Genomic DNA, 15,360 nt, shown 5'->3' with positions numbered 1-15,360 from the left:
CTGGTCGGGTGGTCGCGGGTGACCCCTCCGGCCCTCAGGCCAGCCACGCCGCGGCGTCGGGCGGCAACATGCCGTCGCCGAGTGCTGCGCTGGCCAGAATCAGCCGGCCCTCGGGCAGCACCACCGGACACTCACCGGCGTTCAGGACGCACACCAGGCCACCGCGCCGGAACGCCAGGGTTCCCGGCGGTGAATCCAGCCAGTTCACCTGCCGTCCGCTGAATTCAGCTCGGCTGCTGCGCAATTCGATTGCTCGGCGGTAGAGCTGCAGCGTCGAGTGGCCGTCGGCGAGCTGGTTCTCGACGGTCAGCGGCGCCCAGTGCGGCGGCATCGGCAGCCAAGTGTCGGGATTGTCGGAGAACCCGAACGCCGGCTCGGTACCCGACCACGGCAGCGGCACCCGGCAGCCGTCGCGGCCGCGCTTGGTGTGCCCGGAGCGCTCCCACACCGGATCCTGCAGCGCCGCATCGGGCAACTCGACTTCCGGCAGGCCCAACTCCTGACCGTTGTAGATGAACACCGCCCCCGGCAGCGCGAGCAGCACCAGTGCCATCGCCCGCGCCCGCGCCAATCCGGTTGCGCCGCCGCCGTATCGGGTGACCGACCGCTGCACGTCATGGTTCTCCAGCGCCCAGGTAGCGGTGCCGTCCACCGATGCGACCGCGGCCAGCGAGTTCTCGATCGCGTCGCGGATCCCGGCCGCATCGAAGTCGGCTTGGAGCAGCCGAAAGTTGAACGCCAGGTGCAGTTCGTCCGGGCGCAGGTATTCGGCGAACAGGTTGTTGTCGTGCACCCAGACTTCGCCGACGGACACCGCCCCGGGGTAGTCGTCAAAGACCGCGCGAATCGCACGGTGGATCCGATGAACGCCCGGCTGGTTGAACCGCGGATCGTCGTCGCGGTGCGCCAGCAGTTTCACGTCGGTGACCGGCATGTCGGGCAGTCCCGGCGGTTTGGCCATACCGTGTGAGACGTCGATCCGGAAGCCGTCGACGCCGCGGTCCATCCAGAACCGCAGCGTCCGCTCGAAATCCGCCATGACTTCCGGGTTGTCCCAGTTCAGATCGGGCTGCGTCGGGTCGAACAGGTGCAGATACCACTGGCCGGGGCCGTACGCATCGGCCACCCGGGTCCAGGCCGGACCGCCGAACACCGACACCCAGTTGTTGGGTGGCAGCTCGCCGCCGGGCCCGCGCCCGTCGCGGAAGACGTAGCGCTCCCGTTCGGGGCTGCCCGGCCCGGACGCCAGGGCCGCGACGAACCATGGATGCGCCGAACTGGTGTGGTTGGGCACCAGGTCCATGGTCAGCCTGATCCCGCGTTCGTGCGCGGCCGTCACCAACCGGTCCAGCGCCGCCAGGTCGCCGAAGAGCGGATCGATGTCACGGGGATCCGCCACGTCGTAGCCGTGATCCGCCATCGGCGACACCGTCACCGGGTTCAGCCAGATCGCGTCGATCCCCAGACCCTGCAGGTAGTCCAGGTGGGCGATCACCCCGGGCAGATCGCCGACCCCGTCACCGTTGCTGTCGGCGAACGAGCGGGGATAGGCCTGGTAGAACACGCTGTCGGCCCACCAGGGGTGGTCGTCGGGGCTGCTGCTGTCGTCCATCAGATCGGCGCGTTGACCAGGAAATCGGCCGCCGAGTGCAGGTAGTCCAACAGCTCGGCGCGGCGTGCGTCATCGAGGGTGTCGCCGTCGATCTCGTTGATCGCGGTGACCATGCAGCGCAGCCAGGCGTCGCGTTGCAGCGGGCCGATCCGGAACGGGACGTGGCGCATCCGCAGCCGCGGGTGGCCGCGGCGTTCGGAATAGGTGCGCGGGCCGCCCCAGTACTGCTCGAGGAACATCCGTAACCGCTCCTCGGCGCCGTCCATGTCGTCGGCGGGGTACATCGGGCGCAGGATCGCGTCCTGGGCGACCAGTTGATAAAACCGCGACACGATGGCGTGGAAGGTTTCCGCCCCGCCGACGGCGTCATAAAACGAAGGTTCTTCTATCGGCTGCATCGCCACCATTGTGGGCTATCGCCGGTTCCTGCCAGACACACAGCTAGAACACACAGCAATTAGGCGTGCGACCAGCGTCGAATCATGGTGAACTGTTCCGCGGAGGATTTATGGTGCAGCACGAAAACGACTCCCGAAGGCCGATATGAAGCGTCGGGGCCACCGCAGACCCGGTGCCCCGGTGGCGAGCCTGACCGGGCTTGCCGCCACCCCCAGCCTGCACTCGGTGTCTGCTTCGGGGACTGGCGACGACGCCGCCTCGATCTGGACCCGGCGGCGGGTGCTGCTGCTGAACTCCACCTTCGAGCCGTTGACGGCGCTTCCACTGCGGCGTGCCATCGTCATGCTGATCTGCGGCAAGGCCGATGTGGTGCACGACGACCCGGCCGGCCCGGTCATCCACTCGGCGACCCGGTCGGTGGTGGTGCCCTCGGTGATCCGGCTGCGGTCCTATGTCCGGGTGCCCTACCGCGCCCGGATCCCGTTGACCCGCGCCGCGCTGATGCACCGCGACCGACACAGCTGCGCCTACTGCGGCGGCAAGGCCGACACCGTCGACCACGTGGTGCCGCGCAGCCGGGGCGGCGACCACTCCTGGGAGAACTGCGTGGCCGCCTGCTCGGCCTGCAATCACCGCAAGGCCGACCGGTTGTTGGCCGAGCTCGGCTGGACGCTGCGGTTGGTGCCCACGTCGCCGAAGGGCCAGCACTGGCGGCTGCTGGCGGTGATCCACGACCTCGATCCGGTGTGGATGCGCTACCTCGGCGAAGGCGCCGCCTGAACTAGGCCGGTTGAACGACGTGGCGCCGGTACCAGCGACGGCCATGCCAGCGTTGGTAGTGCCACACCGCGGTCGGCAGCGTCCCTCGCCGATGCAGCCAGAAGCCGGCGGGCGGGTCGAGTCGGGCCGGTTGCCGCCCCAGCGTGATCTCACCCAGGACGATGCCCTCGCCCTCGTCGGCGCGCCGCTCGGCGACGACGGTGCCGTCGGCGTCGGTGATCAGGGTGGCGCCTTCGAAGTGGCCCCGATACGTCAAGGGCAGCCACGGCATGGCGCAGGTCAGGGTGCCGGCATGGGCGGCGTGCACCACCGGGGCGCCGACGTACTGGGCGAACGACGCCGCCGCCCGCCGAGCGGTGCCGGCGTTATTGCGTTCCAGGCGGTCGAAGAGCGCGTGCGGTCGCCACCGCGGAATCGACCACCAGCCCGAGCCTGTCATCATCAGGTCCACCCGGCCGCGCAGCCGGCGCACGGTCTGGGTGCGCATCAGCTCCCAGCACACCGCGGCCCCCACCGCGTGTTCGGCCGCAGCGAGCACCCCGTCGTCGTCGCCGGTGGTGTAGAAGGCGTTCTCCCACATCGTGGGCAGATCCTTGTTGTGCCGGCCCACCACCCCGGCTCCATGCGGCGGTCCCAGCTTCGGCTCTCCTTCGTCGAGCCTCGCTGAACCGCCGTCGGGCTCGGCGAGCAGGTAGGCATTGCGGACGTGGCCGTCGGGATCGCGGCACAGGAATGACCCACCCACCAGTGCGCGATGCCGGCGGGCCAGGGCGGTGAGAAGCTCGGTCGCCGCACCATCGGGCGGCAGCGCGGCGGTGGCCAGCGACTCGTCGAAGCCGATCCCGGTGGTGAAGAACTCCGGCAGCGCGATCACTTCGGCACCGGCCCGGCCCGCCGCATCGGCAAGGCGCTCACAGGCGGCCAGATTGGCCGACACATCGCCCAGCACGGCCTCCAACTGGACAGCTGCCGCAAGAACCATTGATCATCGCCCTTCTGCAACGACGGCGCAGACCTGCCGGACGCCGGTTACCAGTGCGAAGATATGGCCTCAGCCCGGGTTCCCGCCACCGGTCGATTCCCGGTGGGATACCGTCTACGGCGTGAGCGTGTTGTCATTCCTCGGCTACTTCGTCGGCATTCCGGTTGTGCTGGTCGCGCTGCTGTCAGCCCGGATCTGGTCGCAGAAGGGGCCGCGCGCGGCCGTTTACCAGATGGCCGACCGTTGGACACATCCACCGATCCTGTGGGCGGCGACCGACGAGGCCGTCGGTCGCGGCCATGGTCATGGCAAGTCCGAGTTCAGCGTGGGGGGTGGAGCCAGTGGCAACTGGTGAGGTCGCGACGATCGATCCGGCGGACCTGCCGTACGGGTCGGCGATCACCTACAGCGGTCGGATTTCCGGGGTCACGGAGCCGGGCGAGGCGTCGCTGCACTACCCGTTCCCGGTCAAGGAGCTGGTGGCGCTCGATGATGCGCTGACCTACGGGTCACGGCAGACCAACGCCCGTTTCGCCGTCTACATCGGGGACCTGGGCTCAGACACCGCCGCGCGGGCGCGCGAGATCCTGGCGAAGGTGCCCACCCCCAACGACGCGGTGCTCATCGCGGTCTCGCCGGACCAGCGGGCCATCGAGGTGGTCTACGGCGCCGGTGTGGCCGACCGCATCGCCCCGGTGGCGGCATCGCAGGGTGTGGCCGCGGCGGCCGCGGAATTCAGCGACGGCAAGCTGATCGACGGCCTGGTCAACGCGGTGCAGGTGCTCAGCGCCGGCATCAACCCGGCCTAGCCGCCGTCTTTCGGTCGCGGACGTGGCTGGGGGTGCCTCGCGCTGGCGCGGGAGCCCCGGTCGACACACTCGCGCTGCCGTCGTATCGGCGTCGCCGGCGCACCACAGTTGGCTGGCGAACCTCGACCGGCGCGGGGTTGCCCCGCAGGCGGTGGCCGAGATCGTCCGCCGGCAGCGCCTCTCCCGTGACAGCTTCCGGGCTCTGGACGCGATGGAGCAGATCACCGACCCGCACGGTCAGAGCTTCTTCGTGGTTCCCCGCGGTGCCGGCGGGAAGGAGACCCGTCACGCGGTGCGGCTGACATACCTGCTCAACGCGGGTACCGGCTACGGCCGGACCAGCACCCGCAACGATTTTCCCGAGACGCCCTACGGTGTGGTCGAATTCGAGCGGATTGTTCAGCGGCAGCGAGCTAACCGCTGGAGCTACGACGCGGTCCGGGCCATCTGCAACACCGGCGGTTGCCTGGTCACCACGCCCAACGGGTTGCTGATGGGGCTGGGCGGTAATCGGCTTCACGCCCAGCTCACCCGCCGTGCCGGGACCATGTGGGGTGACCTGTTCATGGTCAACATCGATCACGGTCCCGACCCGATGCGCAGGCTGCGAGAGATCGTCGAAGCCGGACGGATCTCGCCCGGTGGTCCCGAGCTGGACCGGGTGTTGCATCACGAGGAGATTCACGCCCAGCAGTGGGCCGCGCTGGGGTCGATACAGTTTCCCGCGCGCTATCTCGCCGAGGAGGCAAGAGTGCGGATCTTCGGCGGCACCAACAGCTTTGAAAGCGACGCGGGATTGTCCGACGGCGGTTACCAGTGAGCCGGCACCGGGCCTGAGCGGGTCGGGAGCTGTCCGCTCCGGCGGTGTCTGTTCAAGCGGCGTCGAAGGTGCGCGCCCGCAACGACCGCTCCACCCCGGCCCGGCCCTCCAGCACCAGCCGCCGAAGGGCCGGCGGCACCGCGGGATCGGCCAGGAACGCCTCGGCGGCGTCCAATCCGGCCTGACTGACGTCCCAGCCCGGATACAGCCCCACCACTACCGTCTGCGCCACCTCGCTGGAGCGCCGCTCCCAGACACCACGGATCGCGGCGAAGTACTTCTCGGTCAACGGCGCCAACAGCTCGCGCTGCCCGGGCTGCACGATCCCGGCGATGATCGCCCGGCCGGTGATGTTGGCCAGCGTGTCGTCCTCGATCACCTGCTGCCAGGCCGCCTGTTTGACCTCCGGGTGCGGCCGCGCCGCCGAGGCCTGCGCGCCCTGGCGCTTGCCCGCCGCGGTGGGATCACGCCGAATCTCGGCGTCGATCGCCTCGGAATCGAGCACGCCGCTGCGGGCCAGGGCCACCACGATCCGCCAGCGCAGATCGGTGTCGACCGCCAACCCGGCCAACCCCTGATCTGCGGGGTCGGCGTCTAGCAGCGCCGCCAGCACCGCGGTGTGCCGTTCGGACAGCACCGACGTGCACAGTGCGTTGACGTAGGCCAGTTGGTGATCGGAGCCGGGCTCGGCTGCGCGGGCCAACTCCAGCAGCCGGTCGGCGAACGCCGGCCAACCGTGCTCGGCGGCCCAGCCGGGTTCGGCGTAGAACCCCAGCGCGGTCTGCGCCTGCAGCAGCAGCCGCGAGGCGACCCCGACCTCGGTTTCGGCCTGAATACCGCCTTGCACCAGTGCCAGGAAATCCCGGGCGCGCAGCTCGGCCTCGCGGGTCATCTCCCAGGCCGCCGACCAGACCAGCGTGCGCGGCAACGGCTCGGCGATATCGGCGATGCGCTCCAGCGCGGTCGCCAGCGACTCCGGGTCCAGTCGCAGTGCGCAGTAGGTCAGGTCGTCGTCGTTGACCAGGATCAGCTTTCCTCGCGAAACCCCCTCCAGCGCCGGCACTGCCGTTGCCGGCCCCTCGACGTCGAGTTCTTCGCGGTGGGTGCGCACCAGGCGCCCGGCGCCGTCGTCGTCGTAGATGCCGATGGCCAGCCGGTGCACCCGGGTCTCGCCGTCGCCCGGGGCGGCACCGTCCTGGGTGACGGCGAACCGGGTGAACTTCCCGGCGTCGTCGAGATCGAAGTTCGCGCGCAGGGTGTTCAGGCCGGTGGTCTTGAGCCACTGGCGGCCCCAGTCGGACAGGTCGCGGCCCGAGGCCTTCTCCAGGGCGGCCAGCAGGTCGTCGAACGTCGCGTTGCCGAAGGCGTGCGCAGCGAAGTAGTCGCGCAGCCCGGCCAGGAAGTGGTCCAGGCCGACGTAGGCCACCAACTGTTTGAGCACCGATGCGCCCTTGGCGTAGGTGATCCCGTCGAAATTGACCTCGACGGCGGCCAGATCGGGGATGTCGGCGGCGATCGGATGCGTCGAGGGCAGTTGGTCCTGGCGGTAGGCCCACGACTTCTCGGCGTTGGCGAACGTCGTCCAGGCACTGGTGTACTCGGTCGCCTCGCTCTGGCACAACACCGAGGCGAATGTCGCGAACGACTCGTTGAGCCACAGGTCATCCCACCAGCGCATGGTGACCAGGTCGCCGAACCACATGTGTGCCATCTCGTGCAGCACGGTCTCGGCGCGCCGCTCATAGGACGCCCGGGTCACCTTGCTGCGAAAGACGTAGTCCTCCAGGAACGTCACCGCGCCGGCGTTCTCCATTGCCCCGGCGTTGAACTCGGGCACGAACAGTTGGTCGTACTTGCCGAACGCATACGGCACACCGAAATTGCGGTGGTAGAAACCGAATCCCTGCTTGGTCTCGGTGAACAGCCGCTCGGCGTCCATGTGCTCGGCCAGCGATGCCCGGCAGAACAGGCCCAGCGGGATCTCGCCGTGCTCATCGCGGTAGACGTCGTCCCACCGGGCATAGGGCCCGGCGATCAGCGCCACCAGATACGTGCTCAACTTGGGGGTGGTGGTAAAGGTGTGCACGCCGTCTTCCACAGCGGTGGTGGCGCCGTTGGAAACCACCTGCCAGTGCCGCGGCGCGGTGACGGTGATGTCGAAGGTCGCTTTGAGGTCGGGCTGGTCGAAACAGGCGAACATCCGCTTGGCGTCCGCGGTTTCGAACTGCGAGTACAGATACACCTCGTCGTCGACCGGGTCGACAAAGCGGTGCAGGCCCTCACCGGTGTTGGAGTAGTAGCAGTCGGCGTCGACTTCGACCACGTTGCGCTCGGCCAGGCCGGTCAGCTCGATACCGATCGACTCGTCGTAGGCCGACACGTCGAGTGCGCGGCCGTTGAGGGTGGCAGCGCGGATCGTCTCGGCGGCGATGTCGATCACGGTGTTGGTGCCGGGCAGCGCCTCGAAGGTGACGGTCGTGGTGGAGCGGAACGTGCGCTCGCCCGGGTTGCCGCCGCCGTCGGTCAGGTCGAGGGCGATCCGGTAGTTGTCGACGGTGATCGAGGCGGCCCGCTCGGCGGCCTGGTCGCGGGTGAGGTTAGGAAGTGCCACGCCCGCCAACAGTAGCCGTTGACCCGCTCGGGAACACCGCGCGGACGGGCATAGTTGTGTTGCACAGATGTTCCCCCGCTCCCGAGAGGACCTTGCTGATGTCCGACAAGTCGACAGCCGAGTTCTGGTTCGACCCGCTGTGCCCGTGGTGCTGGATCACCTCGCGATGGATCCTCGAGGTGGAGAAGGTCCGCGATATCGAGGTGACCTTCCGCGTGATGAGCCTGGCCGTGCTCAACGAGGATCGCGACGATATCTCCGAGGAGTACCGCGAGGGGCTGAAGAACGCTCTGGGCCCGGTGCGGGTGGCGATCGCCGCCGAACAGCAGCACGGCAACGAGATCCTGCGCCCGCTGTACACCGCGATGGGCACCCGGATCCATAACCAGAACAACAAGGACCTCCCCGACGTCATCGCCGGTGCGCTGGCCGAGGTGGGCCTGCCGGCCGAGCTGGCCGACGCCGCCACCACCGACACCTACGACGAGGCGCTGCGCAAGAGCCACCACGCCGGGATGGACCCCGTCGGCAAGGACGTCGGCACCCCGACCATCCACGTCAACGGGGTGGCCTTCTTCGGTCCGGTGCTCTCCCGGATCCCGCGCGGCGAGCAGGCCGGGCAACTGTGGGATGCGTCGGTGACGTTCGCGTCCTACCCGCATTTCTGGGAGCTCAAGCGCACCCGCAGTGAGGCGCCCGAGTTCGACTGATGGTTAGCGAGCGCATCCTGGTGTTGGGTGCCGGAGAGCTCGGGATGGCGGTGTTGCGGGCGTTAACGGGCAGCGCGGGTCGGTCCGATACCGCGGTGTCGGTGCTGCTGCGGCCGGCGACCGTCGAATCGAGCGATCCGCCCAGACAACACGCGGTTGCCCGGATACGACAGTTGGGTGCCGGGATCGAGTCGGGCGACGTGGTCACGTGGACGTCGGCTCAGCTGGCGGAGGTATTCGGCGGTTTCGACACGGTCATCAGCTGTGTCGGATTTGCGGCGGGTGTCGGCACGCAGCTGAAACTGGCTCGCGCCGCGCTGGCCGCGGGTGTGAGGCGTTTCGTCCCATGGCAATTCGGTGTGGACTACGACGTTATCGGCCGGGGCAGTCCGCAGCATCTCTTCGATGAACAGCTCGACGTTCGGGACCTGTTGCGAAGCCAGAGCGATACCGAGTGGCTGATCATCTCCACCGGTATGTTCACCAGTTTCCTGTTCCACCCATCATTCGGTGTGGTCGATGCGCCCGGCCGAACGGTGTACGCGCTGGGCAGCTGGGATACCGCCGTCACGGTGACGACGCCGGAGGATATTGGGGCGCTGACGGCGCGCATTTTGTTTACCGTCCCGAGGCTCGCCAATGAGGTGATTTACCTGGCCGGCGACACCATCACGTACGCCGATCTCGCTGACCTTGCCGAGGAGGTGCTTGGGTGCAAAGTCGACCGGGTGCTTCGGCCGGTGTCCGGCTTGATCGAGGAATCCGAGCGCGATACCGACGACTCGATGAAGAAGTACCGCGCTGTTTTCGCGCAGGGAAAAGGGGTGGCGTGGGACATCGGCGACACGTTCAACGGACGGCACAACATCGCCACCACGACCGCCGCTCAGTGGGCACGGGATAACCTGAAACCCGCGCCGGCGCGCTGAGGAGACTCTGACACAATGACCGCCATGCGCGTCTACCTCGGCTGCGACCACGCCGGCTACGAGCTCAAAGAGCAGATCCTCGAGCACCTGAAGCAGGCCGGGCACGAACCGGTCGACTGCGGGGCCTTCGCCTACGACGCCGAGGACGACTACCCGGCGTTCTGCATCGCCGCGGCGTCGCGCACGGTGGCCGACCCCGGCAGCCTGGGCATCGTGATCGGCGGATCCGGCAACGGGGAGCAGATCGCCGCCAACAAGGTGCCCGGGGCGCGGTGCGCGCTGGCGTGGAGCACCGAGACGGCAAAGTTGGCCCGCGAGCACAACAATGCGCAGTTGATCGGCATCGGCGGCCGCATGCACTCCACCGCCGAGGCGCTCGCCATCGTGGACGCGTTCCTGAGCACACCGTGGTCGAAAGCCGAACGCCATCAGCGGCGCATCGACATCCTGGCGGCCTACGAACGCACTCACGAGGCGCCGCCGGTGCCGGGCGCCCCGGCCTGACCAGGGGACCGTCCGGCATGCCCGAGGGGCACATCCTGCACCGGCTGGCCCGGTTGCATCAACGGCGTTTCGCCGGCGCTCCGGTAGCGGTGTCCAGTCCGCAGGGCAGGTTCGAAGCCGGTGCCGCCACGGTCGACGGACGGGCGCTCACCCGTGCGGAAGCCTGGGGAAAGCAGCTGTTCCACCATTACGCGGGCGGACCGATCGTGCGCGTCCACTTGGGCATCTACGGCCACTTCACCGAATTCCACCTCGCCGACGGCGTGCCGGCACCGGTCGGCCAGGTCCGGATGCGCATGATCGGTGCCGAGTACGGCACCGACCTGCGCGGCCCGACCGCCTGTGAGGTGGTCGACGAGGCATTCGCCGCTGATGTGATCGCGCGGCTCGGGCCGGATCCGCTGCGCGCCGATGCCGACCCGGCGCTGGCCTTCAAGCGAATCAGCAAGTCCCGCAGAACTATCGGCGCGCTGTTGATGGACCAATCGGTGCTCGCCGGCGTCGGCAACGTCTACCGCAGCGAGGTGCTGTTCCGGCATCGGATCGACCCGTTCCGGCCCGGCACCGCCATCGACGAAGCGGAATTCGACGCCATCTGGACCGATCTGGTGGCGCTGATGAAGGTGGGGCTGCGGCGCGGCAACATCGTGGTGGTCCGGCCCGAAGATGATCACGGTGCACCGGCCTACGCGCCCGGCAAGCCACGTACCTACGTGTATCGCCGCGCCGGGGATCCGTGCCGGTTGTGCGGGAACACCGTGCGCACTGCGGAATTGGAGGCCCGCAACGTGTTCTGGTGCCCGTCTTGCCAAAGCTAGGCAGGTGCGCGCCGCCACCGAGGGCAGCGCGTCAGTCGTCGTAGACCGTTTCGCGGCGGGGGCGAATCGGCACCCCGAGTGCGCGGTAGATCTCGTTGGACAGCACCACGCTGCGCGGGTCGGCATTGGCCTGGGTGTGGTCGAACCGGTTCATCACGTAGCCGTAGCCGATGCGGTGCTCCAGATCGACGAACGCGAACGAGCCACCCAGTCCGCCGTGCCCGAAGATCCGCCGGTTGGGACCGTTGACGCCCTGGGCGTTGAGCATGTAGCCCATGCCCCACCCGTGTTCGGCGACTCGGGGACCGAGCACCAGATCGGTTTCGGTGCCGCCCTGCAGCACCCGCAGCCGGTCCATGGTGGGACGGCTGAGCAGCTTCTCCTGCACCAGTGCGTTGTAGAACGTGGCCATTCCCAGCGCGGAGACCTGAGCGTTGGTGCCGGGGAACTCCAGTTGCCGCCACAGCGTCAGGTCGTTGGTGGCGATCTCGTCGTCGGGGGCGAACCCCATTGCCACCGCAAGCCCCGCCTTGGAATGGTGGTCCAGCGAGGTGGGGCGCTTGGGCGCGCCGGCCGAGGCCAGCATCTCCCGGATCGTCGGCTTGCCCACCGGGTCGGCGCAGCGGTAAGGCTGCTGGTCGGCCGGCACGCCGATGTGGACTTCGGCGCCGAGCGGGCCGGCGACTTCACTGTGCAGATACTGGCCCACCGTCATACCGGTCACGCGGCGGACGACCTCGCCGATGATGAAGCCGTAGGTGGTCATGTGGTAGCCCTGCGCGGTGCCGGGCCGCCACCACGGTTCGGCGGCCGCCAACCGCCGGCAGACCAGGTCCCAGTCGGTGACGTCGCGCCAGTGCATCGGTTCGCGCGGCCCGATCGCCCCGGAGCGGTGCGCCAACACCATCGCCAGTGAGATGTCGCCCTTGCCGGCCCGGCCGAACTCCGGCCAGTAGTGGGCCACCGGTCGCCGGAGGTCCAGTTCGCCGCCCTCGGCGAGCCGGTGCACGCAGGTGCTGGTCAGCCCCTTGGTGCCGGACAGCACGGTGCTCAGCGTGTCTTCCTGCCAGGGGCGCTGACCGTCGACATCGGCCGAGCCGGCCCACAGGTTCACGACGAGTTCCCCGTCGACATATGCCGCGACGGCAGCGCCGAGCTCGTCGCGCAGCGTGAAATTGCGCTCGAACTCGTACCGCACCCGTTCGAAGCGCGGCGAGCACGACCCGTGAATCCGGACGTGCTGGGTGCCGCCCATAGGCGTGCCTTCCTGCCAGGGAAAATCCCCGTTTCGAGCGGGCGACGGGAATCGAACCCGCGTAGCTAGTTTGGAAGACTAGGGCTCTACCATTGAGCTACGCCCGCATTATCCAGGCCAGACTGTACCGGCGTTGCCGACCTCAAATCCAATTGGCACTCCCCGCTGCGGCCCGTCAGGTGCGGGCGGCTGTGTTGCCGTTGTCGCCGGGCCGTAGGATCGCCTGGTCAGTGCGGGGTGTAGCGCAGCTTGGTAGCGCATCCGCTTTGGGAGCGGAAGGCCGCAGGTTCAAATCCTGTCACCCCGACCAGCAGCGCGCGCCGCACCGGCACGACAGACCGTCAACGATATCGAGGAGTACGCCCGTGAAGAGCACCGTCGAGCAGCTGACCCCCACCCGGGTTCGCATCAACGTGGAGGTGCCGTTCACCGAGTTGCAGCCGGACTTCGACCGGACCTACAAGCAGCTGGCCCAGCAGGTGCGCATGCCGGGCTTCCGGCCGGGCAAGGCGCCGGCCAAGCTCATCGAGGCCCGTTTCGGCCGCGCCGCGGTTTTGCAGCAGGTGGTCAATGAGGCGCTGCCCAGTCGCTACAGCGAGGCGGTCACCAGTTCGGAGCTCAAGCCGCTGGGTCAGCCCGACATCGAGGTGACCAAGCTCGACGACGGCGACCAGATCACCTTCACCGCCGAGGTCGACGTGCGACCGGAGATCACGCTGCCCGACCTGGAGCAGCTCAAGATCAGCGTGGACCCGATCGAGGTCGGCGACGACGAGGTGGACGCCGAGCTGGACGCGCTGCGCGCCCGATTCGGCACGCTGACCGGTGTCGACCGGCCCGCCGCCGAGGGCGACTTCGTCTCGATCGACCTGGACGCGACGGTCGACGGCGAGGTGGTTGAAGGCGCCGCCACCGAGGGGTTGTCGCACGAGGTCGGCTCGGGCCAGCTCATCGATGGCCTTGACGACGCGATCGTGGGCATGTCGGCCGGTGAGAGCAAGACCTTCACCACCAAGCTGGCGGCCGGCCCACATGCCGGCAAGGACGCCGAGGTCACCGTGACGGTGCAGTCGGTCAAGGAACGTGAGTTGCCGGAAGCCGACGATGAGTTCGCGCAGCTGGCCAGCGAATTCGACACCATGGGCGAGCTGCGGGAGAACCTCACCGAGCAGGTCAGCCGGACCAAGCGCATCCAGCAGGCCGAGAAGGTACGAGAGGCGACGCTGGAGGCCCTGGTCGAGCAGGTCGAGATGCCGCTGCCCGAGGCCGTGGTGCAGGCCCACATCGACAATGCGCTGCACAACGCGCTGCACGCTGTGGACCACGACGAGAACAAGTTCGCCGAGTCGCTGGCCGAGCAGGGCTCCTCGCGCGCCGAGTTCGACTCCAACACCCGCAGCGAGGCCGAGAAGTCCGTCAAGACGCAACTGCTGCTCGACGCGCTCGGCGACGAGCTGGAGATCCAGGTGGGCCAGAACGACCTCACCCAGCACCTGGTGCTGATGTCGCGGCAGTACGGCGTCGCACCGCAGCAGTTGATGCAGTTCCTGCAGCAGAACAACCAACTGCCCGCGGTCTTCGCCGATGTGCGCCGGGGTATGGCGCTGGCAGCGGCCGTGCGCGCCGCCTCCGTCAGCGACACCGACGGTAACGAGATCGACACCGCCGAGTTCTTCGGTCGCGGCGCCGAGGCCCCCGCCGATGACGCTCAGGCCGATGAAGCCGAGGCGGCCGTCGCCGATGAGCCGGCCGGGGCCGCGGACGACGCGGTCGAAGCCGGGGCGGCATCCGACGAGTGACGCTGTAAGCGAACGAAGCCGGTTCGGGCCGCCTACAGCCGCGCCGGTTCGTTAGGGTCGTAAGCATGTCTCGGCATATGAATCTCGAGAAAGCAGGTATCCAACTGTGAGCCAGCCCGGTCTGAACCTCGTCGACTCCGTGTACGAGCGGTTGCTGCGAGAACGCATCATCTTCCTGGGGTCGCAGGTGGACGACGACATCGCCAACCGGCTGTGCGCGCAGATCCTGTTGTTGGCCGCCGAAGACCCCACCAAGGACATCTCGCTCTACATCAACTCCCCGGGCGGTTCGATCAGCGCCGGGATGGCGATCTACGACACCATGGTGCTCGCGCCGTGCGATGTCGCCACCTACGCGATGGGGATGGCCGCCTCGATGGGCGAGTTCCTGCTCGCGGCCGGCACCAAGGGCAAGCGTTACGCTCTGCCGCACGCCCGGATCCTGATGCACCAGCCGCTGGGCGGGGTGACCGGCAGCGCCGCCGACATCGCCATTCAGGCCGAACAGTTCGCGGTCATCAAGAAAGAGATGTTCCGGCTCAACGCCGAGTTCACCGGTCAGCCGATCGAGCGCATCGAGGCGGACTCCGACCGTGATCGCTGGTTCACCGCCCAGGAAGCCCTGGAATACGGCTTCGTCGACCACATCATCACCCGCGCCCACGTCAACGGAGATGCCTCATGAACCCCGAGACCTTGCGAGCCATCGCACCGCAGGCCCGCTACATCCTGCCGTCGTTCGTCGAGCACTCCAGTTGGGGCGTCAAGGAGTCCAACCCCTACAACAAGCTGTTCGAGGAGCGCATCATCTTCCTCGGCGTGCAGGTCGACGACGCGTCGGCCAACGACATCATGGCGCAGTTGCTGGTGCTGGAGTCGCTGGACCCGGACCGTGACATCACCATGTACATCAACTCGCCGGGCGGCTCGTTCACGTCGCTGATGGCGATCTACGACACCATGCAGTACGTGCGGGCCGACATCCAGACCGTCTGCCTGGGGCAGGCCGCCTCGGCGGCCGCGGTGTTGCTGGCGGCCGGTACGCCGGGTAAGCGGATGGCGCTGCCGAACGCCCGGGTGCTGATCCACCAGCCGTCGCTGTCCGGGGTGATCCAGGGGCAGTTCTCCGACCTGGAGATCCAGGCCGCCGAGATCGAGCGGATGCGGACCCTGATGGAGTCCACCCTGGCCCGCCACACCGGTAAGGACCCCGAGGTGATCCGCAAGGACACCGACCGGGACAAGATCCTGACCGCCGAAGACGCCAAAGAGTACGGGATCATCGACACCGTGCTGGAGTACCGCAAGCTCTCGGCGCAGACGGCCTGAGTT

At 68.2% G+C, this 15,360-nt stretch carries 16 protein-coding genes and 2 tRNA genes; 12 read left to right on the top strand and 6 right to left on the bottom strand.

Translation table 11 applies throughout. The features are described 5' to 3' along the window. Positions 1 to 34: 34 nt before the first annotated feature. Together ACAG20_RS02195 and ACAG20_RS02190 are read right to left on the bottom strand one after the other, a co-directional pair. Positions 35 to 1,612: an alpha-amylase family glycosyl hydrolase gene (locus ACAG20_RS02195; protein ID WP_370491359.1), complete on the bottom strand. Its 1,578-nt coding sequence runs from the start codon at positions 1,610 to 1,612 to the stop codon at positions 35 to 37. Continuing rightward, the gene (locus tag ACAG20_RS02190; RefSeq protein ID WP_112683852.1) at positions 1,612 to 2,019 is read right to left on the bottom strand and encodes a globin; all 408 of its coding nucleotides are present in this window, start codon (positions 2,017 to 2,019) and stop codon (positions 1,612 to 1,614) included. Before ACAG20_RS02190 ends, ACAG20_RS02195 begins: the two co-directional genes overlap by 1 nt. 136 nt (positions 2,020 to 2,155) lie before the next feature. Here ACAG20_RS02190 and ACAG20_RS02185 point away from each other — a divergent pair, with 136 nt between their 5' ends. After that, on the top strand, positions 2,156 to 2,791 hold the full coding sequence (locus tag ACAG20_RS02185; RefSeq protein WP_370491358.1) for an HNH endonuclease: 636 nt from the start codon (positions 2,156 to 2,158) through the stop codon (positions 2,789 to 2,791). A gap of 1 nt (position 2,792) precedes the next feature. On the opposite strand, the gene ACAG20_RS02180 is transcribed toward ACAG20_RS02185, so the two are convergent. Continuing rightward, positions 2,793 to 3,773: a carbon-nitrogen hydrolase family protein gene (locus tag ACAG20_RS02180; RefSeq protein ID WP_370491357.1), complete on the bottom strand. Its 981-nt coding sequence runs from the start codon at positions 3,771 to 3,773 to the stop codon at positions 2,793 to 2,795. Positions 3,774 to 3,894: 121 nt separating this feature from the next. Between ACAG20_RS02180 and ACAG20_RS02175 the strand changes: the two genes are divergently transcribed. The 3 genes from ACAG20_RS02175 to ACAG20_RS02165 all read left to right on the top strand — a co-directional run bounded on the left by ACAG20_RS02175 (position 3,895) and on the right by ACAG20_RS02165 (position 5,402). Further along, the gene (locus ACAG20_RS02175; protein ID WP_112683879.1) at positions 3,895 to 4,128 is read left to right on the top strand and encodes a hypothetical protein; all 234 of its coding nucleotides are present in this window, start codon (positions 3,895 to 3,897) and stop codon (positions 4,126 to 4,128) included. Then, on the top strand, positions 4,115 to 4,582 hold the full coding sequence (locus ACAG20_RS02170; protein ID WP_370491356.1) for a DUF5130 domain-containing protein: 468 nt from the start codon (positions 4,115 to 4,117) through the stop codon (positions 4,580 to 4,582). The genes ACAG20_RS02175 and ACAG20_RS02170 overlap by 14 nt, the downstream gene beginning before the upstream one ends. Before the next feature lie 151 nt (positions 4,583 to 4,733). After that, the gene (locus ACAG20_RS02165; protein ID WP_370491355.1) at positions 4,734 to 5,402 is read left to right on the top strand and encodes a hypothetical protein; all 669 of its coding nucleotides are present in this window, start codon (positions 4,734 to 4,736) and stop codon (positions 5,400 to 5,402) included. Positions 5,403 to 5,454: 52 nt separating this feature from the next. Here ACAG20_RS02165 and pepN read toward each other — a convergent pair whose 3' ends face one another. Beyond that, the gene (gene pepN / locus ACAG20_RS02160; protein ID WP_112683856.1) at positions 5,455 to 8,013 is read right to left on the bottom strand and encodes an aminopeptidase N; all 2,559 of its coding nucleotides are present in this window, start codon (positions 8,011 to 8,013) and stop codon (positions 5,455 to 5,457) included. 98 nt (positions 8,014 to 8,111) lie between these two features. Between pepN and ACAG20_RS02155 the strand changes: the two genes are divergently transcribed. The 4 genes from ACAG20_RS02155 to ACAG20_RS02140 are packed head-to-tail and all read left to right on the top strand — an operon-like array spanning position 8,112 to position 10,974. Beyond that, complete coding sequence (locus ACAG20_RS02155; protein ID WP_370491354.1) at positions 8,112 to 8,723, top strand: DsbA family protein; 612 nt, start codon at positions 8,112 to 8,114, stop codon at positions 8,721 to 8,723. Continuing rightward, entirely contained in the window at positions 8,723 to 9,652 is a 930-nt protein-coding gene (locus ACAG20_RS02150) for an aromatic alcohol reductase (protein ID WP_112683858.1), read from the top strand. Before ACAG20_RS02155 ends, ACAG20_RS02150 begins: the two co-directional genes overlap by 1 nt. 24 nt (positions 9,653 to 9,676) lie before the next feature. After that, entirely contained in the window at positions 9,677 to 10,156 is a 480-nt protein-coding gene (locus ACAG20_RS02145) for a ribose-5-phosphate isomerase (protein ID WP_205868800.1), read from the top strand. A gap of 17 nt (positions 10,157 to 10,173) precedes the next feature. Continuing rightward, positions 10,174 to 10,974, top strand: a complete 801-nt coding sequence (locus tag ACAG20_RS02140) for an Fpg/Nei family DNA glycosylase (RefSeq protein ID WP_112683860.1) — start codon at positions 10,174 to 10,176, stop codon at positions 10,972 to 10,974. 31 nt (positions 10,975 to 11,005) lie between these two features. On the opposite strand, the gene ACAG20_RS02135 is transcribed toward ACAG20_RS02140, so the two are convergent. Together ACAG20_RS02135 and ACAG20_RS02130 are read right to left on the bottom strand one after the other, a co-directional pair. Then, entirely contained in the window at positions 11,006 to 12,229 is a 1,224-nt protein-coding gene (locus ACAG20_RS02135; protein WP_112683861.1) for a serine hydrolase domain-containing protein, read from the bottom strand. 36 nt (positions 12,230 to 12,265) lie between these two features. After that, positions 12,266 to 12,336, bottom strand: a tRNA-Gly gene (locus ACAG20_RS02130). A 126-nt stretch (positions 12,337 to 12,462) separates the two neighbouring features. On the opposite strand from ACAG20_RS02130, the gene ACAG20_RS02125 reads away from it, so the two are divergent. The 4 genes from ACAG20_RS02125 to clpP2 all read left to right on the top strand — a co-directional run bounded on the left by ACAG20_RS02125 (position 12,463) and on the right by clpP2 (position 15,357). Beyond that, positions 12,463 to 12,539, top strand: a tRNA-Pro gene (locus ACAG20_RS02125). 55 nt (positions 12,540 to 12,594) lie between these two features. Next, complete coding sequence (gene tig / locus ACAG20_RS02120; protein WP_165824900.1) at positions 12,595 to 14,028, top strand: trigger factor; 1,434 nt, start codon at positions 12,595 to 12,597, stop codon at positions 14,026 to 14,028. Between the two features lie 106 nt (positions 14,029 to 14,134). Continuing rightward, positions 14,135 to 14,713, top strand: coding sequence for an ATP-dependent CLP protease proteolytic subunit ClpP1 (gene clpP1 / locus ACAG20_RS02115; protein ID WP_013828383.1), 579 nt, complete (start codon positions 14,135 to 14,137; stop codon positions 14,711 to 14,713). Then, the gene (gene clpP2, locus ACAG20_RS02110; RefSeq protein WP_013828384.1) at positions 14,710 to 15,357 is read left to right on the top strand and encodes an ATP-dependent CLP protease proteolytic subunit ClpP2; all 648 of its coding nucleotides are present in this window, start codon (positions 14,710 to 14,712) and stop codon (positions 15,355 to 15,357) included. The genes clpP1 and clpP2 overlap by 4 nt, the downstream gene beginning before the upstream one ends. Positions 15,358 to 15,360: the final 3 nt, after the last annotated feature.

The sequence above is a fragment of the Mycobacterium sp. pW045 genome (genome assembly GCF_041287085.1).
GTDB classification, from domain to species: domain Bacteria; phylum Actinomycetota; class Actinomycetes; order Mycobacteriales; family Mycobacteriaceae; genus Mycobacterium; species Mycobacterium algericum_A.
This window is presented reverse-complemented; position numbering and strand designations above follow the sequence as displayed.